The sequence below is a fragment of the Rheinheimera riviphila genome (assembly GCF_004005945.1).
Lineage (GTDB): Bacteria > Pseudomonadota > Gammaproteobacteria > Enterobacterales > Alteromonadaceae > Pararheinheimera > Pararheinheimera riviphila.
Map to the genome: position 1 here is coordinate 178,941 of NZ_SACS01000004.1, position 23,169 is coordinate 202,109.

23 protein-coding genes are annotated in these 23,169 nt (G+C 51.4%); 12 read left to right on the forward strand and 11 right to left on the reverse strand.

Annotated elements, in window-relative coordinates:
* The 4 genes from EOE67_RS05915 to EOE67_RS05930 form a co-directional block, all read right to left on the reverse strand.
* Window positions 1-1,350 carry a CheR family methyltransferase gene (locus EOE67_RS05915; protein ID WP_127698115.1) on the reverse strand — a complete coding sequence of 450 codons (1,350 nt, stop codon included), beginning with the start codon at window positions 1,348-1,350 and terminating at the stop codon, window positions 1-3.
* Window positions 1,343-1,852, reverse strand: a complete 510-nt coding sequence (locus EOE67_RS05920) for a chemotaxis protein CheW (RefSeq protein ID WP_127698116.1) — start codon at window positions 1,850-1,852, stop codon at window positions 1,343-1,345. Before EOE67_RS05920 ends, EOE67_RS05915 begins: the two co-directional genes overlap by 8 nt.
* Window positions 1,853-1,855: 3 nt before the next feature.
* A complete protein-coding gene (locus tag EOE67_RS05925) occupies window positions 1,856-3,490 on the reverse strand; it encodes a methyl-accepting chemotaxis protein (RefSeq protein WP_127698117.1) in 1,635 nt (544 codons plus the stop codon).
* A gap of 257 nt (window positions 3,491-3,747) precedes the next feature.
* Complete coding sequence (locus tag EOE67_RS05930) at window positions 3,748-4,275, reverse strand: histidine phosphatase family protein (protein WP_127698118.1); 528 nt, start codon at window positions 4,273-4,275, stop codon at window positions 3,748-3,750.
* Between the two features lie 197 nt (window positions 4,276-4,472).
* Here EOE67_RS05930 and EOE67_RS05935 point away from each other — a divergent pair, with 197 nt between their 5' ends.
* The 6 genes from EOE67_RS05935 (at window position 4,473) to EOE67_RS05960 (ending at window position 8,905) form a co-directional block, all read left to right on the forward strand.
* The gene (locus tag EOE67_RS05935) at window positions 4,473-5,108 is read left to right on the forward strand and encodes an energy transducer TonB (RefSeq protein WP_206099457.1); all 636 of its coding nucleotides are present in this window, start codon (window positions 4,473-4,475) and stop codon (window positions 5,106-5,108) included.
* Window positions 5,109-5,188: 80 nt separating this feature from the next.
* Window positions 5,189-5,776: an RNA polymerase sigma factor gene (locus tag EOE67_RS05940; protein WP_127698119.1), complete on the forward strand. Its 588-nt coding sequence runs from the start codon at window positions 5,189-5,191 to the stop codon at window positions 5,774-5,776.
* Window positions 5,773-6,438, forward strand: coding sequence for a hypothetical protein (locus EOE67_RS05945; RefSeq protein ID WP_127698120.1), 666 nt, complete (start codon window positions 5,773-5,775; stop codon window positions 6,436-6,438). Before EOE67_RS05940 ends, EOE67_RS05945 begins: the two co-directional genes overlap by 4 nt.
* A 92-nt stretch (window positions 6,439-6,530) precedes the next feature.
* Window positions 6,531-7,034 (forward strand): YgjP-like metallopeptidase domain-containing protein, encoded by a 504-nt coding sequence (locus tag EOE67_RS05950; RefSeq protein ID WP_127698121.1) that lies wholly within the window; start codon window positions 6,531-6,533, stop codon window positions 7,032-7,034.
* 1 nt (window position 7,035) lies between these two features.
* Window positions 7,036-7,503, forward strand: a complete 468-nt coding sequence (locus EOE67_RS05955) for a gamma-glutamylcyclotransferase family protein (RefSeq protein ID WP_127698122.1) — start codon at window positions 7,036-7,038, stop codon at window positions 7,501-7,503.
* Between the two features lie 94 nt (window positions 7,504-7,597).
* The gene (locus tag EOE67_RS05960) at window positions 7,598-8,905 is read left to right on the forward strand and encodes a serine hydrolase domain-containing protein (protein WP_127698123.1); all 1,308 of its coding nucleotides are present in this window, start codon (window positions 7,598-7,600) and stop codon (window positions 8,903-8,905) included.
* Between the two features lie 35 nt (window positions 8,906-8,940).
* Here EOE67_RS05960 and rlmA read toward each other — a convergent pair whose 3' ends face one another.
* From rlmA to EOE67_RS05985, 5 genes are all read right to left on the reverse strand, one after another.
* On the reverse strand, window positions 8,941-9,789 hold the full coding sequence (gene rlmA / locus EOE67_RS05965; protein ID WP_127698124.1) for a 23S rRNA (guanine(745)-N(1))-methyltransferase: 849 nt from the start codon (window positions 9,787-9,789) through the stop codon (window positions 8,941-8,943).
* Between the two features lie 54 nt (window positions 9,790-9,843).
* Window positions 9,844-10,305, reverse strand: coding sequence for an SRPBCC family protein (locus EOE67_RS05970; RefSeq protein WP_127698125.1), 462 nt, complete (start codon window positions 10,303-10,305; stop codon window positions 9,844-9,846).
* Between the two features lie 153 nt (window positions 10,306-10,458).
* A complete protein-coding gene (locus EOE67_RS05975; RefSeq protein ID WP_127698126.1) occupies window positions 10,459-10,845 on the reverse strand; it encodes a VOC family protein in 387 nt (128 codons plus the stop codon).
* A 74-nt stretch (window positions 10,846-10,919) separates the two neighbouring features.
* The gene (locus tag EOE67_RS05980) at window positions 10,920-11,570 is read right to left on the reverse strand and encodes a response regulator (protein WP_127698127.1); all 651 of its coding nucleotides are present in this window, start codon (window positions 11,568-11,570) and stop codon (window positions 10,920-10,922) included.
* A complete protein-coding gene (locus EOE67_RS05985; protein WP_164852230.1) occupies window positions 11,567-12,727 on the reverse strand; it encodes a sensor histidine kinase in 1,161 nt (386 codons plus the stop codon). Before EOE67_RS05985 ends, EOE67_RS05980 begins: the two co-directional genes overlap by 4 nt.
* 153 nt (window positions 12,728-12,880) lie before the next feature.
* Here EOE67_RS05985 and EOE67_RS05990 point away from each other — a divergent pair, with 153 nt between their 5' ends.
* The 3 genes from EOE67_RS05990 to EOE67_RS06000 are packed head-to-tail and all read left to right on the forward strand — an operon-like array spanning window position 12,881 to window position 15,127.
* Window positions 12,881-13,240, forward strand: coding sequence for a DUF440 family protein (locus EOE67_RS05990; RefSeq protein ID WP_127698129.1), 360 nt, complete (start codon window positions 12,881-12,883; stop codon window positions 13,238-13,240).
* Window positions 13,203-13,946, forward strand: a complete 744-nt coding sequence (locus EOE67_RS05995) for a HutD/Ves family protein (RefSeq protein WP_127698130.1) — start codon at window positions 13,203-13,205, stop codon at window positions 13,944-13,946. Before EOE67_RS05990 ends, EOE67_RS05995 begins: the two co-directional genes overlap by 38 nt.
* Before the next feature lie 20 nt (window positions 13,947-13,966).
* Window positions 13,967-15,127, forward strand: coding sequence for a dienelactone hydrolase family protein (locus EOE67_RS06000; RefSeq protein WP_164852231.1), 1,161 nt, complete (start codon window positions 13,967-13,969; stop codon window positions 15,125-15,127).
* On the opposite strand, the gene EOE67_RS06005 is transcribed toward EOE67_RS06000, so the two are convergent.
* A complete protein-coding gene (locus EOE67_RS06005; RefSeq protein ID WP_127698132.1) occupies window positions 15,124-15,933 on the reverse strand; it encodes a S1/P1 nuclease in 810 nt (269 codons plus the stop codon). The genes EOE67_RS06000 and EOE67_RS06005 overlap by 4 nt on opposite strands.
* Window positions 15,934-15,943: 10 nt before the next feature.
* Complete coding sequence (locus EOE67_RS06010; RefSeq protein WP_127698133.1) at window positions 15,944-16,783, reverse strand: 23S rRNA (adenine(2030)-N(6))-methyltransferase RlmJ; 840 nt, start codon at window positions 16,781-16,783, stop codon at window positions 15,944-15,946.
* A gap of 183 nt (window positions 16,784-16,966) precedes the next feature.
* Here EOE67_RS06010 and EOE67_RS06015 point away from each other — a divergent pair, with 183 nt between their 5' ends.
* From EOE67_RS06015 to EOE67_RS06025, 3 genes are all read left to right on the forward strand, one after another.
* Window positions 16,967-17,956, forward strand: a complete 990-nt coding sequence (locus EOE67_RS06015; protein ID WP_127698134.1) for a tRNA/rRNA methyltransferase — start codon at window positions 16,967-16,969, stop codon at window positions 17,954-17,956.
* A gap of 52 nt (window positions 17,957-18,008) precedes the next feature.
* Window positions 18,009-18,536 (forward strand): GAF domain-containing protein, encoded by a 528-nt coding sequence (locus tag EOE67_RS06020; protein WP_127698135.1) that lies wholly within the window; start codon window positions 18,009-18,011, stop codon window positions 18,534-18,536.
* A 127-nt stretch (window positions 18,537-18,663) separates the two neighbouring features.
* On the forward strand, window positions 18,664-23,154 hold the full coding sequence (locus EOE67_RS06025) for a response regulator (protein ID WP_127698136.1): 4,491 nt from the start codon (window positions 18,664-18,666) through the stop codon (window positions 23,152-23,154).
* Window positions 23,155-23,169 lie beyond the last annotated feature (15 nt).

Consider the following 23,169-nt stretch of genomic DNA (forward strand, 5'->3'; position numbering starts at 1 on the left):
TTAACCTCCACTCGTTGCCAGACGTTGTTCAATTAAGGCTGCCGCCGCCACGTCACCTTTGGCTTTGAGCAATCTGCTGAGCTGGGCGATGGTTCTGCTGTGCAACGGATCATAATACAGCGACTTGCGGTAATATTTTTCGGCGTTCGCGCTGTCGCGGTTGCTGTCATAGATCAATCCCCACCAATAAAACAACTCCGCAGAAGGCCCGGCTTGCTCGTAACCGGCGGCGCAACATTGCAATGCTTCGGCTAAAAATCCTTGATTGGCCAGTTGTTCTATTGTTGCCAGCATATTTGCAGCATTTGTAACCTTTGCTTGCTGGTTGTCGACTGTTTTGGTCGGGTCGTTGATTTTTACCGCTGGTCGTTGGCTTTTTCCTGCGATGGCTTGCCTTGGTAGTGTTGACCCCGCTGCCGTTTTTACCGATCCCGGCATATTTTTACTGGCTACATTTTTGCTGGCTAAATTATTGCTGCCCAAGGTGCTGCCCAAGGGTTTGTTGTTAAGCAAAGTACTTTTTTTAGCGATGCTGGCTGGCGCTGGCGGCAGCTGGGTATTGGCATAAGCAAAACACTCAGCTTTGGCCAAAGATTGCATGCCAGCCCGGCTAAATACGCCTGCTTCTGCCGGGCCGGAAAATAAATAGCCGGTCGATTTCAGCACCTGGCGTAATAAAGAGACAGCTTTAATTTGGGTGGCAGTATCAAAGTAAATCAACAGGTTGCGGCAAAAAATAAGGTCGTAGCTGGTGTTGCCTAATGCGCCGGCAGCAAACAAATTGCCATAGTTAAAGCGAACGAGGGCGCGAACCCCGGGTTTTAACTGATAACAACCTTTAGCGCTGCTGTCGAAATACCGGTCGCGCAAACCAGTGTCAGTCTCCCGGAATGAATTCTCCCGATACAGTCCAATTGCAGCTTGTTCCAGCACCTGCCGATTAATATCGATGGCATCAATCACAAATTGTTGGGGCGCAACACCGGCGTTCAGCAAGTAGATCGCAATTGAATACGCTTCTTCCCCCGATGAACAGGGCAGGCTGAGGATCCGGATTGGGGTTGCCGGATCTGCGGATTTCAGTTGCTCTTTTAGCAGTTCAGCGACCAGTTCAGCCATCAGCGCAAATGATTTCGGGTAGCGGTAAAACCAGGTTTCCGGCACCATCATCGCTTCAACCAGCGACAGCCACAGATCCGTCGACTGTTGTACGCCTTGCAGATACTGCTCGGCGCTACATTGAAATTTCTGCATCTGCTGCTGCACCACGCGGTCCAGCATACTGCTGCCAACCGACTGAATATCGAAGCCGATCCTCTGATACAACAGCTGACTGATCAATTCATTCATCCGGCTGCGCCTGCGTTTTTTGTAACAACAGCCGGACGTCGTCTGGTAATAACGCAGCCAGTTGGATCCGTTGGATCAATCCGGACGAATGTTGCTGAACTTCGGCCAGATAATGATGATCAGCGACCTGGACATTGGCTGAGGTCCAGGCCGCTGTCGGCAGCCGCACAAATCGGTTTACTTTCTCCAGCAGTAAACCAAGGATTTGCTGATGCTGATGCTGATGCTGAACCTTGACCAGCACCAGTCTGGTACTGGCTTTGTGGACTGCAGGCCTGCCTAACAAACGCTGGTACAGATCGATCACCGGCACCACCTGACCTTGGTAATACAATAACCCACAGAGCCAGTCCGGTGTGGCCGGTAACTGTTTTAACGGCTGGACACTCAGCACCGTATCCACCTGCACCGCCTGGATGGCATAAAAATCAGCAGCAATCTGAAACAGCAAATACAAATCACTGGTGGCGCTTTTGGCGTGAAGCTGGTTATGTTGTGGCATAAGTTACACTTGAAACCTGTTGACCCCAAGTCGCAGTCCGTTGGCAACTTCATTCATATTGTCGATAGCGCTCGAGGTTTGCACCAGCGATTGCACGGTTTGCGACGATGCATCACTGAGTTGACTCAGTGCCTGATCAATTTGTTCCGCATTGATCGCCTGAGTTTGCATTCCTTCATTCACCAACTGAATTCTTGGTGCTAAATCTTGAACATGTTCAATGATTTGCGATAACTGTTCACTAACCTGGATCATATCGGCCGAGCCACGGCGAACTTCTTCGGCAAACTTATCGATGCCCATCACACCGGCTGCAACCGCAGACTGAATTTCCCTGACCATCTGTTCAATGTCAAAAGTTGCGATGGCCGTTTGATCCGCCAACCGTCTGATTTCATTGGCGACCACGGCAAAACCTTTGCCATATTCGCCGGCTTTTTCTGCTTCAATCGCGGCATTGAGCGACAGCAGGTTGGTTTGATCCGCCACTTTCACAATGGTAATGGTCACCTGATTAATGCCACTGGCTCTTTCACTTAATAACGCCAGTTTGTTACTGACCAGCTCCGCTGCAGCGGACAGATGACGCATCACTTCGTCCATCCCTTTGACTGAGCTTTGGCTGGCTTCGGCCAGGCTGGCGGTATATTCAGCGGTATCGGTCACTTCACTGACGGTGCTGACCAATTCTTTTGACGTGCTGACGATTTGTTTGGTGGTGGCGCCAATTTCGGTGGTGGTGGCGGCAGTTTCAGTCACGGTGGCTTGTTGCTGTTTTGACGTCGCGGCAATTTCGGTAATCGCTGTGACCAATTGCACTGCGGAACTCTGTGTCTGATACACCAAATCGCGCAATGAGGTGGTCATTTGATTAAATCCTTGCAGGATCAAGCCAAATTCGTCGTTGTGCTGTTGTTTCAACTGGATGGATAAATTGCCTTCGCCAATTTTTTGCATCGCCGCCAGAATGGTGTTCACCGGCGTCAGGATGGATCGACGCAATAGCGCGCCACAAGCGGTTGCCAGCAACACTGACAGCAGAATACACACAATGACGGTCGTTTTGTTCTGACTGATATTTTTATGTAGTTGCAGCACCGCACGCTGAAAATTCCCGGTATTGAGTTGGACCATTTGGTCCAAAGTGGCGCGGCTTGTTATCCAGACTTTTTGTTGTCCATCGAGGATAGATTGCAGATCCGCGGGCTGGTTGCTGCTGATCCCCTTCAGAAAGGATTGACTGGCACTAAAATAGTCGTTGAGCTGTTGTTGCAAGATCCGGTATTGGTTCTGGTCTTCATCCAGTGTAATGGTCGCCTGATAGCCGGTATAAAGCTCTTTGATGTGCTGTTCCAGCCGGATGATTTCCTGCACCTTCGCTTGTTCCGCATTGGACTGAGCGGCGGCTGCCACTTGTCGTTCGTGCATCACATCGATGGTGTGAAGCCAGTGATCGGTGATGGATATTCTTAATTCTCTGGCCAAATTACTGCCAGCAATATCGTATTTTTCGATGTTGGTGATGTTCTCTTCATTGTCGTTGCCATTTTGAAAAAACAGCGCACCTGAAATCACAATAATCAACACAATCAGCGCAAAACTCAGATTTATACGCTGGCTTATCGTTAATCCTTTCATCCTCACCTCGGTATTGTCCGGTTTCTTTTTCGAAGATAAATGTGCTGCAATGGCACGGGCAAAAGCATCGTGAATTTACCGAATGTATGATTGCCGTTGTCAAACAGAGCACAGCAACCTTGCCATTCAACCATAGCCGATTTCGGAACTTATGGCAGGGCAGATTGAGTGAAAGCTGCTGGGCGATCAAAAATGCAGGGTTGTGTCAAAGGTGCTTGTGAGGACGATTCGAGAAGCGTTGACAAGCAACCAACAATTCAGGGGGTTGCAGTAACACAAGCTGCCACTGGCGGTAACTGCAGACGATTCAGCGTGATGAGCTGCTTGTCGGAAAACACCAGCTGATAAATGATGCCGTATTCGGTTTCCGCCATCGCTGCAATTTGCTGACCTGATAACAACGCTGCCAACGCTGGCGTGGTGTTGCTATGGCCAACCACCACTGCCGACTGCTGGTTTTGTTGGAGCTGTGCTGCGAATTGCGCTAGTTGGGCGGGATCATAAGGCTGGAGTTTACGATCTTGTTGGGACAAGGCTTTGGCGGTCATCATCGTTCGTTGGTAGGGCGTATGAAAAAGCTGCGGCAGTGCAACGTCTTTTAACAAGGCTGCCAGCGCCGCGGCTTGCTGTTGGCCACAAGCTGACAACTCTGGATCTGGCTTGGTGGCGGCTTTTTCGGCGTGGCGCACCAGAAACAACTGATAAGAGGTTGCCATAGCGCTGCTGCAAAACAGCAAACTGGTGATGCAGCCAGTCTGCAACAGCTGTTTAAAACTCGATGTCATGTAATGAATTCCTTAATCTAACTTATTGAGAATGAGCGATTCATGATGCCATTACCTTAAAGCGCCTTCCTCCGGCCTGCAATCACAAATGTCAGCAGGTGAAAAACTGCGATCCTATTTTTATAAAAATTTTTACCCCTTTTTTCCTGCCCGGACGTCAAAGGTCAGACTCTTACTTGAAAGAAAGGATCGGTACTATGACAACTGCAAGCAACGTCCTGAATATGTTTCAACCCCGTTTTACAGCAGCGGCTGGCGCTGCGATGCTGATAACTTTGGCCCTGTTTCAATTGATGACAGCTTTAGTGACATCCGGATCCTACCAAACTGCCGCGACCAGCACCGTCATTGATATTGGCTGGACTGAACCACGAGCAGAGCGGCCGGTCGAGACCAAACCAAAATTGCAGCCGCCACCGATGGTCACAGTGGCGCCAAAAATATCAGTGCAGTCTGAACCTGTGTCCGGAGAATTGTTTCCAACCGGCGGGCCGACACCAGAAATCCAGATCAACACCAGCGCTGCGTTACCGGGGCTGCAGCAACCTGCCGACCGCGAACCATCACCGATAGTGCGGATCAATCCTAAATATCCGGTAAATGCCGCCAGAGAGGGCATCGAAGGTTGGGTGCAGCTGCGGTTTAGTGTTGACGCCACCGGCAGTGTGACTGATATTGAAGTGATTGCAGCCCAGCCACAGCGGGTATTTGAGCAAGAAGCAATCCGGGCATTAAAACGCTGGAAATATCAGCCATCAACGCTGGATGGTGCCGCAGCGGCGCGCAGTGGCTTGCAAGTGCAACTGGATTTTAATCTGGATGCTTCAGAGTAATGATGTGTCAGTGTGATGAATAGAAACACAAAGCGATGTGACTGATTGTATCTTTTGTACAAGCGGTGCCGGAGGTGTCGATGGGATGGAAACAAATCAGTGGCCGGTTGGGCTTGACCAAAGCAGACAGCCAGCAGTGGATGACCGACTATCAGCAAACCGGTGATCAGGTGCTGTTAGCAAAACTGTTTACGTTGCATGCAGATGCGCTGTATTTCTTTTTACTGCGGCAAAGTAACGCCGAACTCGCGGCAGATATCAGTCAACAAAGCTGGCTGAAATTGCTGGAGCAACGCGACCAGTTTCAAGGCGGCTGCAGTTTTAAAACCTGGCTGTTTACCCTGGCACGTAACGCGCTGCTGGACGAATTTCGCCAGCAGCAGCGTTGGGGCTTGACGGAAATAACGGAAATAACGGAAACCACACTGTTTCCAGCGACGGACGCCAATCCGGCCGAGCAACAATTAGCAGCGCAGCAGCAACAGCAGCAACTTGATTTGGCGATCCAACAACTGCCGCTGTTGCAGCAAGAAGCGTTGTTGTTACAGCTGGAAGGTTTTTCATTGGCTGAAATCGCGCTGATTGCCAACAGTAACGCTGAAACCGTCAAAAGCCGGTTGCGCCATGCCAGAACCATGTTGGCCAGTTTAATGGAGGAAAAACCATGAAACGTTCGGAAGAAGAACTGGAACAACAGCTGCAACAATGGTATCAGCAGTCGCGGCAGCAAAACGCGATGCCGGAGGCGGTTAAAAAACAGCTGACTGCGCAGATTGCCGCAACTTCCCAGCCAATATCAGGCTGGCAGCGGTTGATACCATGGATGTTGCAGCTGTTGAGCTGGCGGAATATTCAGGCGCTTACCGCCGTGGTGGCGCTTGGTGTCGGTTGGCAGTTATTACATCAGCAGCATACCTATTATCAAATCAGCCAAACACTTGATGTGTATCCGGTGCAGGTGCATCAGCTGACCACGCAAGAAGCTGCCGGATTGCCGACAGCAGTCACGGCAGCAACCGTCCAGCGTCAGGCGTTGTTTCAGCAGAAATATCAGGACTACCTGCAGGCGAGCGCTAACCATAAGACCCAACGGCAGCTGATTGTGTCGCGCCAGTTCAGTGATGAGGACGGCTGGCATTTGGATATTTGTCAGCAAATGCAGTTACAACTGACCAGCGAATGGCTGGCCGAATTTAAACTGCAGCGCCAGTGGACGGAGCCGCAGTGGCAACAACTACAAGCAAGTGAATGGCTGCAGGTGACGACGGGCGCAGAAGGGCAAATTCTGGCACTGCAGCGCAGCGAACAACCGCCCAACTGTGCACCGTAAAATCAGTAATACGGTTGTATTGCTGTTGTGAGGAGGCGGATAGCGGTAAACTAGGCGCTGATTTATATCCCAGCCTGGAATTCCGCTCCGCCATGCAAGAATTGATTTACCTGCGTTCGTACCCCGACTCAATCCAGCACCAAGTTGCGCAGTTATTGCTCCAGGGCAAACTGGGCAGCACCCTGCAAAAACGCTATCCAGAGCAGCAACATGCTATTCAGACCGATAAGGCGTTGTACGAGTTGACGCTGAATTTGAAACAGCAGTTTATGAAAAGCAGCGACCCGATCAGCAAAGTGCAGTTTGATCCGAAAATTCATGTCATCAACAATGCACTGGGAACGCACACCCAGGTCAGCCGGGTGCAGGGCTGCAAACTGAAAAGTAAAAGTGAAATCCGTGTCGCCAGCTTGTTAAAACAACTGCCGTTGCCAATACTGCAGATGGTGGTGGTGCATGAACTGGCGCATTTGCGGGAAAAAGATCACAACAAAGCGTTTTATCAATTGTGCCAGTACATGGAACCCCAGTATCATCAACTGGAACTGGATTTGCGACTGTTTCTGACTTGGCGCGACAGTGCTGAAGGAGTTTGATATGGCCGAACCAACTGCACCAACGCATATTTTTGTCTACGGTTTATTGACCTTCCCTGAGATTGTCAGCGCCATTACCGGCCAGAATTTTACAATGGTGCCTGCGGTCTTAACGGGGTATCGGCGGTTTGGTTTATCCAAAAGCCCGTTGGATACACCGGTGCCAGTGTTACTGGAAGATGCTGGTTATCGTCAGACTGGCCAGTTGTTGTTAGATGTTGATGCGGCTTCGGTGGCAAAATTAGATTTTTTTGAAGATCTGGACTCCGGGCATTATGTCAAAACGCGGGTGCGGGTCGAAGCAAAAGGCCAGTGGTTTCAGGCTTTTTGTTATAGCGCAGGCCCGGCATTACAACCTTATGCCACGGGTGACTGGCAGCCGGAATTGGTTTCGGCGGCGGCAAAAGCCGATTTAATTAATAGATTGATCCCACAGATGTTAGTGGCAATCGCTGATCCGGTGACATGACACAACACCGGTCCAGCTTCCAACGTCGATTTAGCAGGCTTGTGCTGCACTATTCGAAGACGTTGCCACCCATGCTGGGATCCCAGAAGGTTATATGCTCAGATTAACAATGCTGGCGAGTCTGTTGTGGTGGTCGGTTTCGGCTGCCGCTGCGCCATCCATCAATGAATTTGCCAACGAATTCCATCAGGAATTCAGCCGGAAGATGGCAAAAAATAAAATCCCCGGTGGCGTCTACGTCATTGTCAAAGATGACAAAATTGTCCGGGTCGGCGCTTATGGGGTACGTTCCCGCAATGCGAAAGCCAAAATTGACGCCAATACCGTATTCCGGCTGGCATCGGTGTCAAAAACCTTTGCTGGCGGATTGGCCGCGCAAGTGGCGCATGAAGGCCGTTTCAGCATGCAGGACAAAGTCACCAAATACGTGCCGGGCTTTAAATTTCGCAGCCCCAATATGACCGCTCAGTTAAAAATTGAACATCTGCTGGCGCAAAATGCCGGCGTCAGCCCGAATGCGTTTGATGATTTGATTGAAGCCAATATGACGCAGGCGCAAATATTACCCAGATTCGCTAAGATCAACCCCCGTTGTCAGCCGGGCAAATGTTATGGCTATCAAAATGTGTTGTTCAGCCTGATTGAAACTGTGCTGCTCAAAACCACCAATACGCCGTACGAGCGGCTGATTGAACAACGTATTTTTAAACCGCTGCAAATGCACAACGCATCTGTGGGTTATTCAGCATTCCTCGCCAGTAAAAACCGTGCCATGCCACATGTGAAAATTCGCAGTGGTTGGGGCGAAGCCAAGGTAGTTCCGACTTATTATCGGGTGAACCCGGCGGCTGGGGTCAATGCCAGCGCGATGGATATGGGCAAGTGGCTGATCGCTAAACTTGGTCATCAGCCAAGGGTGCAATCACCGGCCGTGCTTTTGGATATTCAGAAACCACGGGTGAAAACGTCCGATAATTTGTCCGGCCGCACTTTTGGCCCTTATGTGACGACGGCGCATTATGGTCTGGGAACCCGCATTTATCAGTTTGGTAAACATAAATTGTATTACCACGGTGGTTTGGTGCGGGGTTATCGCACCGATTTGTCTTATTCCAGCGAAAAAGGCCTGGGGTTAGTGGTGTTATTGAATGCACAAAGTAACCTGGTGGCAGAGCTTTCCAGTTATTTCTGGGCAACCATGCTCGATACCCAGCCCCAAGTCACACCACCGGCTAAACGCAAAAAGAAAGTACGCAAAGTAGCGCAGCAGCTGGAACCGCTGTTTTCGCCGGATGAGTTGGATGAAACCGCGCCTTGGTTTGTACCGATGCAGTTACCAGAATTGGAAGACAGCCAGTTGGCGTTGTGGTCGGCTGAGGATTGGGAGCAACCAGCGCCTTAAGGCTGGCTGCACTGCTGCTTTGCGTCTGCTGATACTTATTGGCGCTGATATAGATCCAGATAAAAATCCAGCGTGACGGCGGGCAGTTCGTGCATCAGATGCTGCCGCACCTCCGCGGTGAGCCGATAGCCCAACGGGATCATTTGCAGCAGTTGCTCGAGCTGAGTCGGCGATTGAGGTTGCCAGTGCCAGCTTAACTGCTGGCGCTGCTGATGACTAAAACCTGCTTCTTCAGCGATTTCTGCGCTGTGTAACCGTGGTTCCTGATAGATTTTCTGTTTTAATTCAATTAAATGCTGCGGGGCAGGGGTGACGGTGCACAGCCAGCCACTGGCTTTACAGACTCTTGCAAGCTCACTGCTTTGTGACGGCGCGTAAATGCGTAATAACGCGCTAAAGCTTTGATCAGCAAAGGGTAAGTGGTAGCTGCTTGCCACCGCAAACTGCAGTTGCCGGTATTTTTTAGCAGCGGCTTTAATCGCCGCTTTGGAAATATCGATGCCGCATAAAGTGACGGCTGGTGCCGGATCTGTAGTGGGCAAAGCGGCAAGCTGTTGCTGTTGGATGAAATGCTGTAAACGGTTGCTGTAATAACCTTCACCACAGCCAATATCCAGTATGCTGGGCGCCGTTTGCTGTTGCAGCACACTGGCCAGCATTTTATTCACCGCGTCCGATAACGGCTGATAAAAACCTGCTTCCAGGAAACTGCGTCTGGCCTGGATCATCTCCGCGCTATCACCCGGATCCAACGACTTTTTTTGCTGCACCGGCAACAAATTGACATAACCTTCTTTGGCGCGGTCAAACTGATGGCGGTTGGGGCATTGGTAGCCTGATGGCGAGCTTTGAAGCGACAGTTGACAAAGTGGGCAGCGGTACATAATGAATCCGTGGCGTGTAAAGTTTGGCGATTATAACCTGAACTTTGTGAATGGCTAATCCAGACTGTTGGCACCACCACTACGATTGAGCTCCGCCGACAATCCGACCAAAACATTGGTCCAGCCTTCGATGATCCTTTGCTGATGTGGTTGCCACTGCGCGCACATTTGATGGCGTAACGTCAGTTCGCAGCCAAAGGGCATCGGCGTGATGACAATTCGTACCAGATCAGGCTCAGGTGAATCGCTGTCGGAGCTGAAACTAAATAACAGTTGCTGGGGACGGTCGATGACATGGTATTCACCGGTCCGAAGTACATCAACGCCATTGCGGTGTTCAATCAAGCGATAACGACCGCCGACTCTGGCATCGATATCAATATGCTGCAACTTACCGGTCGGGGTGGCGAACATCCAGCGGCCGGCGCGGTGTTCGTCTAGCCAACAATCAAACACAATACCGGCGTCAAATTCAAAACAGTGGCTGACTTCCAATAATATGGTTTGATGTAGCATTGCAGATCCCTTCTGACTGTGTGTAAAGGCGCGGAGTAAAAACGCGGAAAATGTCGTGTTTTTTGCTGGCAAAACCACCAGCCGCCGTTCAAGTGTAGGCAATTTCACGACAAAGTGATGTCAGTATGGGTATTGTTTGTGAAGATTGTGTGATTAGGTTCGCTGCAGCAGATCCCATTTATTGCCATACAAATCCTGAAAAACCACCACAGTGGCGTAACTTTCGACGCGTGGTTGCTCCAGAAATTGTACTCCGCCGTCCAGCATCCGCTGATAATCGCTCCAGAAATCATCGGTTTGTAAAAATAACCAAACCCGACCAGCGCCCTGGCCGCCGATAAGAGCTTGCTGCTCTGGTTTACTGGCTTTGGCGAGTAAAATGGCACTTTCATGACTGCCTGGCGGTGCCACGACCACCCAACGTTTGTCACCTTGTGGTGTATCTTCTTTGAGGTCAAACCCAAGTTTTCGGGTATAAAATTGAATTGCCTGATCGTAATCGTCGACCAGGATGCTAACCAGACTAAGGTGTTGTGGCATGGTTGGTTCCATTAGAAATTAATATCATTCAGTGATCAATACACCGGCAGCAACAGTGCAACGATTTTGCCGGATTAACCCAGCAAACCTAAGTCGATGGCTTTTAACACTGCTTTGGTCCGATCCCGCACCCCAAGCTTGGCTAAAATCGCCGACACCTGGTTTTTCACCGTGCCTTCGGATTTAAATACCGCGGCGGCAATTTCGCGATTGCTAAAGCCGGTGGCGAGTAACCGCAGAATTTCCAGCTCTTTGCCGGATAAGGCTTCGGCGTGTTGATCTTCGGCTGAAGGCTCATCAGTTTTGCGTTGTAAAAAAGATGCCAGAATTTTATCGGTAATGGCCGGTTGTAACAAGCTGCCGCCACGATGCACGGTATGAATGGCATCGACCAGTAGTTCCAGCGCCACGTCTTTGAGTAAATAACCGCGGGCACCGGCTTGCATCGCCTGCAACACGCGGTCGTTATCATCAAAAGTGGTCAGAATAATTACCGGCACTTTGCTTTGCGCCTGATTGAGTAAATGCAGCGCGTCGATACCGCTGACTTGCGGCATCTGAATATCCATCAGCACCACATCGACCTGATGTTGTTGGATCAGTTCAACAATACCGGCGCCATTGGCCGCTTGCGCCACCACGGTTAAATCGGCGGCCAGGCTGAGCAAGCTGACAATGCCCTGCCGTACCAGCGTTTGATCGTCAATCACGGCGATGCGGATCATGCTACGGCCTCCGTTAATTCGACGTCAATCTGTAGCGAGTGCTGTGGGCGGCTGAGCAATAACTTGCCACTGGCTTCTTCAATCCGTTCGCGCATCCCTTGCAGACCGTTGCCTTCTTGTAATGGCCACATTGGACATTGGCCATTGTCCAGATAGCGTAAATGTATGGTTGCACGATGCCGCCATACTTCAACGGTGGCTTCGCTGGCGTCGGCATGACGAATACTATTGGTCAGTGCTTCCTGACAAACCCGAAACAGCAGCGCGGTCGACAAAGGATCCAACACCAGATCGGCGCTGATTTGGCATTGCAGTTTTAACTGCGGGAAATTCTGCGCCAAGGCACGACACTGGCTGGCCAGATGTGGTTTTTGCGGTTCACGTAGTTGCGACACACTGTGCCGGATATCCTGCAACAGCTGTTTTGCCAACTGGTGGCAGTGTTGTAACTGCGGTTGATGGGCTTGATCGGCCTGATATTCAGCGACCTGCAGCTGGATCACCAACGCAGTCAGGTGGTGGCCTAAGCTATCATGTAAATCGCGGGCGATACGTAATCTTTCGGTATCAGCCGCTTGTTCGGCCAGTTTGCCCTGGGCGTCCAACAACTGCTGATGTGTCAATGCCAGTGCTTCACGCGCCAATGATTCTGAGCGGGCTTTACTCATCGCAAAAATCGCAAAAAACTGAAAGGTGCCGCAGGTCAGCAGCATCAGAAAATCGCCGATCCCCGGGTCGTCCAGTAAGGACACTAGTGCATGCGGTGCCAACGCCGGAATCACCATCCAGTACAACCAACGTTCCGGCACAAACCAGGGCAGTAGCGCCACCCACAGCACCGCCAGGCCGGGGGTAAAACCATGGCTGACCAAGGCTGCATTCAGTGCCAGCACCAGCCACATCGAGCCTAGTTGTAACCATTGCTGGCTGCGTGTTAAGTCAGACTGTGACTTTAAAAACAGTACAATAAACAGCAGCATACTCAGCGCAATCACTGCCGTTTGCCAGCTCGCCAGACCATCACTTCGGATCACGGCGGTAATTTGAATATAACTGAAAGCGGCCCAGGTAATGATGGCGGCCCAGTTTTCCTTGGCAAACCAGGTACGGCGTGCCGGAGCCTGGGCTCTGCCCTGGTGTTTTAACGCGATTTCCATTCTGGCGAAGACCCTCTGACAGCTAAAGTTCTGCGAAGTATGCCGTCTCACTCCACGCGCGGCAATAGGGCATAAGTCATGACGAAGATGATCGCTGGAGACCCAACCGCAGTTATTGTTATACTGCGGTTTTCCTTCAGCCATGAGGCTTTTATGTCACTTGACGCAGCAGGCGATTCGCCAACGCAATTATCTGAATTAGAACTGTGGACCCTGGACGAATTATGCGACCACGCTTTTAGCATCTTTGAAGAACTGGCATCCGAGAATTTATCGGCCGAAGATTATCAGCTATATCAACAACATTATGAAAGCCGCGCTTATGTTGACCTGGTGCCACCTGCCGCCGATTGGGTCGACCTGATCCAGGCCGAACTGGAACCAGAACTGCATTTTGAAGCCTTAATCGGCTTAAGTGGTGAGAATGGCGCCGCCGACATGGTGCTGGCCCGAATTCTGCTGAGCCTCGAAAAACATGACTCGTTATGCCATGCCCAATGGCGTGGACAATAGTGGCGTGGTCAATAGCGGCGTGGACAGTAACCAGGTGAATAGTTGCAGCGTGGACAGCAACCAGGTGAATAGTCGCGGCGTGGACAGTAACCAGGTGAATAGTCGTGGCGTGGCAGCAAAAATCATCCCGGCCGCGACGATGCCGGTCAGCAAATGGGCGGGCGGTGAAACCCGGCAACTGGCGATTTTTCCGGTGAACGCAACTGTTGCAGCGCAGGATTTCCAGTGGCGTTTTAGCTCGGCGACGGTGCTGCAAGACGGCGCTTTTACTCAATTTCCTAAACATCAACGGCTATTAGCGCTACGCCAGGGCGCTGGCTTTACCTTGCAGGTGGATGCGCATCAGCAGCAAGTCCACTCGCAGCAGCAGGTGTTACGCTTTGCCGGTTGTGCCCATAGTCACGCCAGCTTAATTGCTGGGGCTATTGTTGATATTAACTTGATGGTTGATGCCTCTTTGCAGGCCAACCTTTGGTCCGCTAACTGTACAACCGAGTTTCAGCCCTGGCCAAGCCCGCTACTCACGGGCGCTACGCTGCTAATCTATGCCGATCAAGCGCCGCTAGAGATTTGCCTTGAGCCGGGCACACCGTTACTGCAATTGGCGGTCGGTGAAGTATTGCAACTACAGTCGCCACAGCAGCCTTGTTTAGTTCGCGCGGCAAATGCGCCTTGTACTGCAGTGTTTGCCTGGTTGGCACCTTGATGAGGCGTTGGCGCTTTTCATTGAACTTAGGCTTGATCGGCGTGCTGGGGTTCGCGACTGTACCCATCGCGGCCGAGCAACCAGCGCCATTCTGGCCAACTGAGCTGGAAGCTTTAACGCCGCAAACCAGCAAAAACCAAAAAAACGATTTTAGCCAATGGCAGCAACAACAGCGCCAACAGCTGCGCCAGTCTTATCTGTGGCCAGAGCCGCTGCCGCAAATCAAAGCCGAGCGCCTTAGCCAGAGCGACCAAGGTACTTATTGGCGCGAGCACTGGCAGCTGCAGCTGTTAACCCCGGTGTGGCAGCAGGTTTGGTTGTTAATCCCCAAAACGGCAACTCCAGCCCAGCCAAAACCAGCGATTCTACTGTTGCATGATCATGGCGCCGAATTTCGGCTTGGCAAAGACAAATGGATCCGGCCTTTAGATCAAACCAAGCTGCCGTTAGCACAGCAATGGGCTGATAAGTATTTTTCCGGCAACTTTGTCGGTGAACAGCTGGCAGCACAAGGTTTTGTGGTATTAGCTGCGGACACCTTAGGTTTTGGCGACCGTGGCCCGATAGCTTATGCCCAGCAACAACAATTAGCGGCGAATTTTCTGGCGCGCGGCCGCTCCCTTGCTGGTTTTGCCGCGCTTGAAGATCAGCAGCTGGCGGCTTTTTTAGCAGCGCAGCCAGTGGTTAAAAAAGGCCAGATTAGCGCTTTGGGTTTTTCGATGGGCGCGTATCGGGTGTGGCAATTAGCGGCGTTATCCGAACATATCAACGCAGCGGTCGGCATTGGCTGGTTTAATCAATTTGCCAAGCTCACTGTTGCGGATGGCAACTTCAGTAAAGGCCAAAGTTCGTTTTATCTACTGCATCCTGGGGTGATGGCGCAGCTGGATTTACCGGATATCGCAGCGCTGGCGGCGCCTAAACCTTTGTTATTGGTGATGGGCGGCAAAGATCCACTGATGCCGACTGCGGGCGTGCAGCAGGGTTTTGCCAAACTGCAGCAATGGTATCGTCAGTGTAGTGTTGATGCAGCGACCGGGTTACAACTGAAATTTTGGCCCGATAAAGGCCATCAGTTTGATGCCCAGATGCAGCAGCAGGTGTGGCAGTGGTTGCAACGTCAGCCAGTCGCCGCGATATGTGACCAGCCCACAGCAACCATCAAACACGCCAAAAACTAACGGGCGTCCGTCTTTAGATGCAGTTCCAATAATGCAGCCAGCCTTACGGCCGCTTGTTGCAAACGTCGTTCGGCAATAGCACCATCCCGTTGAATTGCCTTGTCATCCAGCAACATGCCCGGACGGTAGCGCTGATAAATGTGGATGGTTTCCGCCAGTGATTCATTGGCCCAGCTCAGCGCATCACCCTGACGCCACAGCTGTTTGTTCGCAGCCGTCACTTTAGCCAGTTTTTCCGCCAACAATTGAGCGTTTTGCTCATACCCCAATTCGGTTAATAAAGCCCGATCCCAGACGCCATGTAAATTCGATGGTTGTTTTAAAAAATACAGCGCGGTTTTATTACCACCCTGGTCATCGGCATAACTGACATGCAGCGGTTGGTGTAAGTCGGCAATAAAATGACTGAAAAACAACAACGATTGGCGTTTTTGCTCGTTCACTGGCAACTTTTTCAATAAAGCGCCATGGTGCTTAATGGCCGACAATAAACAGCCAACAGTGGCGCAATCGCGTGCTTTTACTTCGCGGGCAGCGCGCGCCACATTGATAAAATGATGCGGCGCCGTATAGCGATAAGCGGCTTCGCCACGCGCTTCGTCGGGCCAGACACAACCCTCGGCAAAGCTTTGATTGGGCTGCAACGCCAGCAATGCATCGAGCTGTTGCTGCGTGTCTTTGGACAGTAACTGATAAGCCGCCTGACAAATTTGCTGATGGCCGGTGCGGCTAAAAGCACTGGCCTGCGATGCGCCAAATAAGCAGCACAACAGCAATATCGATGTAACAGAACTGAACTTCATCATCCAAAAAACCTTATTCGCCAACCAACTGCGTTACTTGCCACTGTGCCGTGCCATCGGCCAATAACGGTGATAATTCCTGAAGCGCCTCGGTCATCTCAGTGGCCAGGGTATAAGGTGGATTAATTACCAGCATGCCAGAGCCCGTCATGCCAAAACCTTCGCTGTCGGCTTTCGGGCTGTATTCAATCCGCAGTTGATTGCGAATGCCGGTATCCACAATCGCCTGGATCACCGCTTCAATACTGGCCCGTTCAATCACTGGATACCAGATGGCGTAGACGGCTTGCGGAAAACGCTGATAGGCCTGTTGCAAACCTTTCACCAGATCCTGATATTCGGTTTTCAGTTCATAAGGTGGGTCAATCAACACCAAACCCCGTTTCGACAGCGGCGGCAACATAGCGCGAAAACCGGCATAAGCGTCCATTTGTTCGATGCGGCAATGACGACGATTCAGAAATTGCGCTTGTAACAGTGGAAAATCACTGGGGTGTAATTCGGTTGCCTGAATACTGTCGTCGCGGCGCAGCAGCATTTTGGCGATGGCAGGGGAGCCTGGGTAAAACTGCAGCTGGCCGTTTGGGTTTAACTCACGGATTAATTCCAGGTACGCGGCCAGCGCTGCGCTTTGTGGCTGATGCTGCATTAAGCGACCAATGCCGCTGCCAAATTCGCCGGTTTTGAGCGCTTGTTCGGAATTCAGACTATACAAGCCAGCACCGGCGTGGCTGTCGTGATAGCAAAAAGGTTTATCTTTTTTCTTCAGATACAACAGGATCGCAACTTCCACCAGATGTTTAATCACATCAGCGTGATTGCCGGCATGATAACTATGACGATAACTCAGCATAAATCTGTTCTCCGCGCCAACCCGCGCCTGTAGGGGATCAAAAGAAAAAGTACCAAAAATTGCGCGCCAGCATACTGCGCACGCTGACAAACTCAAGTCTAATCTTCGCCGGGCGCGGCAATTAGGTTAGAATAACTGATTATTGATGCCTGTGATGCAGGCGTAGCCCCAAAGGAAACCTTCGTGTCCGCAGATGCCAAACCCCGCCGCCCGCACGGCAAACCATCGACTACAACCCAAACGCCGCGTCCGCCACGTAAATCCGCTGAGGAAAATAGTGGCCGTGGTGCTGATGCGTTGCAAAAGCCATGGGCCAAAGCCGGGTATAAAGCTGCGGTAAAAACCAGTCCGTTTCAAGGTAAAAAACCAGCGGCAGATCCAAAAGATCCTATGCACAAACCGGCAGCCAAAGTCAGCGCCGCCACTTTAAAACAACACCGGCTGGAAGAAACCAAAGTGCAGGGCGAAAACGCTTGCCGGGTTTGTTTCACTAAGCGGCCACAATCGGTGGTGAAAATGTACCTTGAAGCCAGTATGGCCAGCAAATTTGCCGATGTGATGAAATATCTGGCGGCGAATAAACATGCTTATCATATTGTTGACAGCAGCGAACTGGAAAAAGTCGCTGGCAGTCAGCATCACGGCGGGGTGGTGTTGATTGTCAAACGCAAGCCTGATTTGTCGCTGGCGGCTTATCTGGCAGCGAATAAACATTTAAAACAAGATTGTTTATTGGCGTTGGACGGCGTGGGTAATCCGCATAACCTCGGCGCTATTGTGCGTAGCTGTGCCCATTTCGGCATCAAAGGCGTCATTATGACGCAGCCTTATTTGCTGCAATCCGGCGCCGCCGCCCGCACGGCCGAAGGTGGAGTAGAGTTTGTCGAAGGCTTAAGCTGCGAGCATTTACCGCTGGCACTGCAACTGTGTAAACAAGCCGGTTATAGTTTGGTGACCACCTCTAGCCATGCTGGGGTGTCGTTGTACCAAAGCCAGCTTGGTAGCAAAGTGGTGGTGGTGTTTGGCGAAGAAATGGACGGTGTGTCAACACAGGTCGCCAATAGCACCGATGTTGCACTGCAAATTCCAGGTTCGGGCCAGGTTGAATCGCTGAATGTCAGCGTCGCGGCCAGCCTGATTTTGGGGGAGTGGTATCGTCAGCAGCAGCGTTAACTACGCTGATGTCTGAATTTTATGAGATCATTGATCAAACAAAGGAGTTGTTATGCTCGACCAGACCGGCTTATTGCTGCTGATCAAATCATTCAAAGACGGACAAATCAACGCTGAGCAGTTTTATCGGCAACTAACTGAAACTATTACCATTCAACTGAAATGCAGCCGCGCCAGCCTGTGGTTGTATTCCGACACTTTACTCAGTGAAATTGTCGCCATCGATTTATACGATTCGCTGCAAAACGAACATTATCAGGGCATTGCGCTACATGAAGATGATTTCGCGCCCTATTTTGCCGCGATGCGGGATGAAGGTGGCATCGATGCGCCTGTGGCGGCCGAACATCCGGCAACTTCATGTTTTAACGAACTTTATTTTGAGCCAAATGACATTTATTCGCTGCTCGATGTGGGCATTGTCTATAACGGCCAATTAGTCGGGGTGTTTTGTTGTGAGCAGGTTGGCAATGTGATGCAATGGAATAGCTCACAAAAAGCCTTCCTGGAGCAAGCCGGTAAACTGATCACCTTTGCCTTAAAACCTTATTTACAGCAGAAATTTGCGGCGTTGTTTTAGCGCTGCAACTCCGAAGCATTTTTTACAGTGCGATAGCTTTTACCCTGCTGATAAGTGGTCATTATTTGACCCTGTGCTAGGCTCAGAATAACTGACAATTTTCTGTTCCACGGATGGGCACTGCTTTATGCGGATCAAAACCACCAGTAATCTGATCGCAGCTGTGATGGTGGTGCTGATTGCGATGACCATGCTGAGCGTGATGATTGCAACCTATTACAGCACGCAGCGGCGGCTGGTTCAGGATCATCTGTTGCAGTCGCAGCAAATGCTAACGCTGTTTCGCAAAGGCGCCGACAATATGACCTTCGCGGTGCGTGCTTATGCCGCCACCGCCGACAGTAAATTCCTCTCTGAATACAACACCGAACTGAATATTACCCAGTCCAGACAACGTGCTTTGGCGGGTCTTGCCGGATTGCCGCTACAAAACAACGAACGCGCGCTGATTGAACAAGCGCAAACCTTATCCGACAACGCGGTATTGTTAGAGCAGCAAGCCTTTGATACCGCCACCCAACAAAACACCCAAGCTGCCGTTAACCTGGTGTATGGCACTCAGTATTCCGGGGTAAAACGGGCTATTAATAGCCGGTTGAATACGGTAACGGCAGATATCGAAAAACGGCTGGCGCAGGAAAGCGCCGGTTATACCCGCGCTGCGCAGTGGGCCGACACTTTACTTTTGCTGTTGCTCACCCTGGACGCTGCTTTGATTTTACTGATCTTTATTGGGTTTGTCCGGTTGCGGCTGGTGCGGCCCATTGCCCGCTTGACTCAACAAACGCAGCAGTTAGCGGCGGGTGAACCTGTCAGTAGTTTTGGTTATCAGGAGGATGCTTCGGAGCTTGGCGAGCTGGCGCGGGCTTTGGATAGTTACCGGCTGGCCAGTCAGGAAATTGATTTACAGCGGATCAGTAAGGGCTTAATCACGCAGCTGTCCGATTCACTGCAATCCTGCCAGACCTACGCCCAATTCGGGCAGACTTGTTTGCAATTGCTGGCGACTGAGCTTGGGTTTCAGCATGGTCTGTTTTACTGGTTTGACGCGCAACTGGCGCAGCTCGAATTGATGGCGACTTATGCCTGTCATCAACCGGATAGTATCCCAAAAACGCTGGCGCTCGGTGAAGGGTTAGCCGGACAGGTGGTATTGCAGCAAAAAGCCTTGATCCTGACCGATTTACCGGCGGACTATTTTAAAATTGGCTCCGGCCTGGGTGGCGCAGCTCCCGGCTGTATCCGGCTGTTACCGCTGCAAAGTCATGGCACCTTGCTGGGCGTGCTGGAACTTGCCAGTTTACGGGGTGACGATCCTTCGCAGCAGCGGTTGTTAGAAGCGGTATTGCCGGCCATCATGACCGCGATGACGTTGCTGCAACGCCAGCTCGACAGCAAAGAATTACTGGCTTCGACCAAACGCCAGGCGCAGAAAATGCAGGATCAGGCGCTGATGCTGGCGGAACAAACCGCCACACTGGAAGCGCAGCAACTGGCACTGCGCAGCACTGAAGCCTGGTACAAAGCCATCATTCAATCGGCGCCGGAAGGCATGCTGGTGGTGGCTGAAGATCATCAGATCATTCTGTGTAATCCGCAATTGACCGCGATGTTTGGTTATCAGGAAGCGGCGTTATTACAACAATCACTGCAACTGATTTTGCCGCAGTGCAAAAACTTGTTGGCGGATGTGCTGGCGGGGCAGCACCAAAACGTTGCGGCGATTGAACAGGCGGCGGTGCAACAAAATGGCGCCAGAATTCCGGTTGAAGTGCAGCTGTCGTTATTGCCGCCGGTGGGCGATCGCGGCCCTTGTGTCTGTATTTCGGTGCGCGATATCCGCGAGCGCAAAGCATCGCAGCAGAAGTTGTTGGATCAATTTAGTTTTCAGCGTGCCTTGATTGACACTATTCCTTATCCGGTGTTTTACAAAGGCCCGGATGCGCGGTTTGAAGGGGTGAATCTGGCGTATGAGCGTACTTTTTCCGTCGATCGACAGCAGTTAATTGGCAAAACCGTGTTGGATTTGGACTACCTGCCACTGGAAATGCGCCAGACCTACCAACAGGAAGACGAACACGCCATCGCCACCGGCGGCTCAGTGCAACATGAAATCAGCATGCAATTTGCCGATGGCCGCGCACACGAAACTTTGTATTTTATTGCCGGTTTTAAAAAATCCGATGGCGCGCCGGGCGGACTGGTGGGCACCTTTGTCGACATTTCCGAGCAAAAAGCTGCCGAGCGCGCCATTTCCAAAGCCAAAGAGCTGGCCGAGCAAGCCACCAAAATGAAATCAGATTTTCTGGCCAATATGAGCCACGAAATCCGCACGCCAATGAATGCCATTATTGGCATGTCACATCTGGCGTTAAAAACCAATCTCAGCCATCAGCAACGCGATTACCTGCAAAAAGTTCAGTCCGCCGGTAAACATCTGCTCGGCATTATCAACGATATTCTGGATATTTCGAAAATTGAGGCCGGCAAGCTGGAACTGGAGCAGGTCAATTTTAATCTGGAGCGGATGCTCGACAACGTGGCGGCGCTCATTAGTGAAAAAGCCGCCGCGAAAGGACTGGAGCTGATTATTGATATTGCGTCTGATGTGCCACAAGCGCTGATCGGCGATCCGTTACGACTCGGACAGATTTTAATTAATTACGCCAACAATGCAGTGAAATTCACCGAACGTGGAGAAATTTGCATTCAAATCAGGCTGTTAGAAACGTTGCAAGATCAGGTGACGTTACATTGTTCAGTGCGTGATACCGGTATTGGTTTAACCGCCGAGCAAACCAGCAGATTGTTTCAGAGTTTTCAGCAAGCCGACAATTCCACCACCCGCAAATACGGCGGTACTGGTCTTGGGTTGTCGATCAGCAAAAAGCTGGCTGAATTAATGGCTGGCGACGTTGGCGTTGACAGTGAACCTGGTCGCGGTAGTTGTTTCTGGTTTACCGCGACCTTAAAACTGGACCCGACCCCAGCCCGAAAATTATTGCCACGCCATGATTTACGCCAGCAACGGGTGCTGGTGGTGGATGATAATCAAAGTGCGCTGGTGGTGCTGCGTGAATTACTTGAGTCGATGACTTTTTTGGTGACGACCTGCAGTGATGGTGCGACAGCGCTGCAACTCATCGCAGAGCAAGATCTACAGGGCCAATCCTTCCAGCTGATCCTGCTTGACTGGCAAATGCCCGGTATGGATGGATTGGCGGTAGCTAACAACATCGGCAAGCTGCAGCTAAACCAGCTGCCAAAACTGGTGATGGTCACGGCTTATGGGCGGGAAGAGTTACTTAGCCAGGCACAACATGCCGGGATTGAAGCGGTGCTGATCAAGCCGGTCAATGCGTCGATGTTATTTGATACCGCGATGAATGTGTTAAGTGCTGATTTACCGCAGCTTGTTGAGCATGAGCAACAGACGCAACATAGCGATCCCGATCAGGTGATGATCGCGATACAGCGTTATGCCGGGCGGCGGATTATGTTAGTTGAGGATAATGATTTAAATCAGCAGGTTGGCATGGAGTTGCTGCAAAGTGCCGGTTTTAGCGTGACGCTGGCCGAAGATGGCTTACAGGCACTAACGCTGGCGCAGCAAGAGCCGTTTGACCTGATCCTGATGGACATGCAAATGCCGGTGATGGACGGCGAAACGGCAACCCGCGCTATCCACAACATGGCCGGTCTGGCACATATTCCGATTATTGCGATGACGGCCAATGTGTTAGCGCAGGATAAAGCGCGTTGTCTCGAGGCTGGCATGGTCGATTTTATTGCCAAGCCGATTGCGCCAGAGCAGCTGTTCGCGACGTTGCTACGCTGGTTGTCGACGGCATCGACGCCGGCAGCTCAGGACACACCGGCGCCTGCTCCGGAAAAACCAGCGCTTGCGACCAAATTAAGCCAAACCCTTGATTTAACGGTGCTTGATCAGTGCAGCATGCTGCACTGGCGCGAAGCTTGTCGTCGGTTGCAAAAAAATCATTCGTTGTATCTGTCGTTATTAAGTCGATGCGTTGAGGCAAAAGGTGTTGAGGCGCAAGGTGTGGCGGCGCAAAAACCGTTGGTGCTGCAACTACTGCAAGCCGCTGCCAATCAGCACTGGGTTGACGCTGAGCGCCATGCCCATAGCCTGAAAAGTGTCGCCGCCACTGTTGGTTTAACCGCCCTTGCCAGCGAAGCAACCCAGCTGGAACTGCTCTGTCAGCAGCTCGTGGCTGGTGCTACTTCCACCGATCACAACATCGAGCTGGCAGGCGCATTACAACGGATTCAACAACAATGGCAACAGGTGCAAGCGGAAGTGGCGCCCTTGTTGCCATCGCTCAATGCCGCAGTTTCGACGGCCAAGGCGACAGCGTCGGTCAGTGCACCAGCTGCCGATCCACAACAAATCAACGTAGCCAATCAGCTGTGCCTGTTACTTGCAGATGCCGATGGTGATGCTATTGGTTGTTTTGCAGCGCAGCAAAGTTATTGGCGGCAATTGTATCCGCAGCAATTCTTGCAGCTACAGTCGTTGATTGAAAATTTTGAATTTGAACAGGCATTCAGTTTGATCCGGCAGCTGCAAGGCGAGCCGGACCTGGTGCCAGCTAAATAGCCGGTACGCCGGATC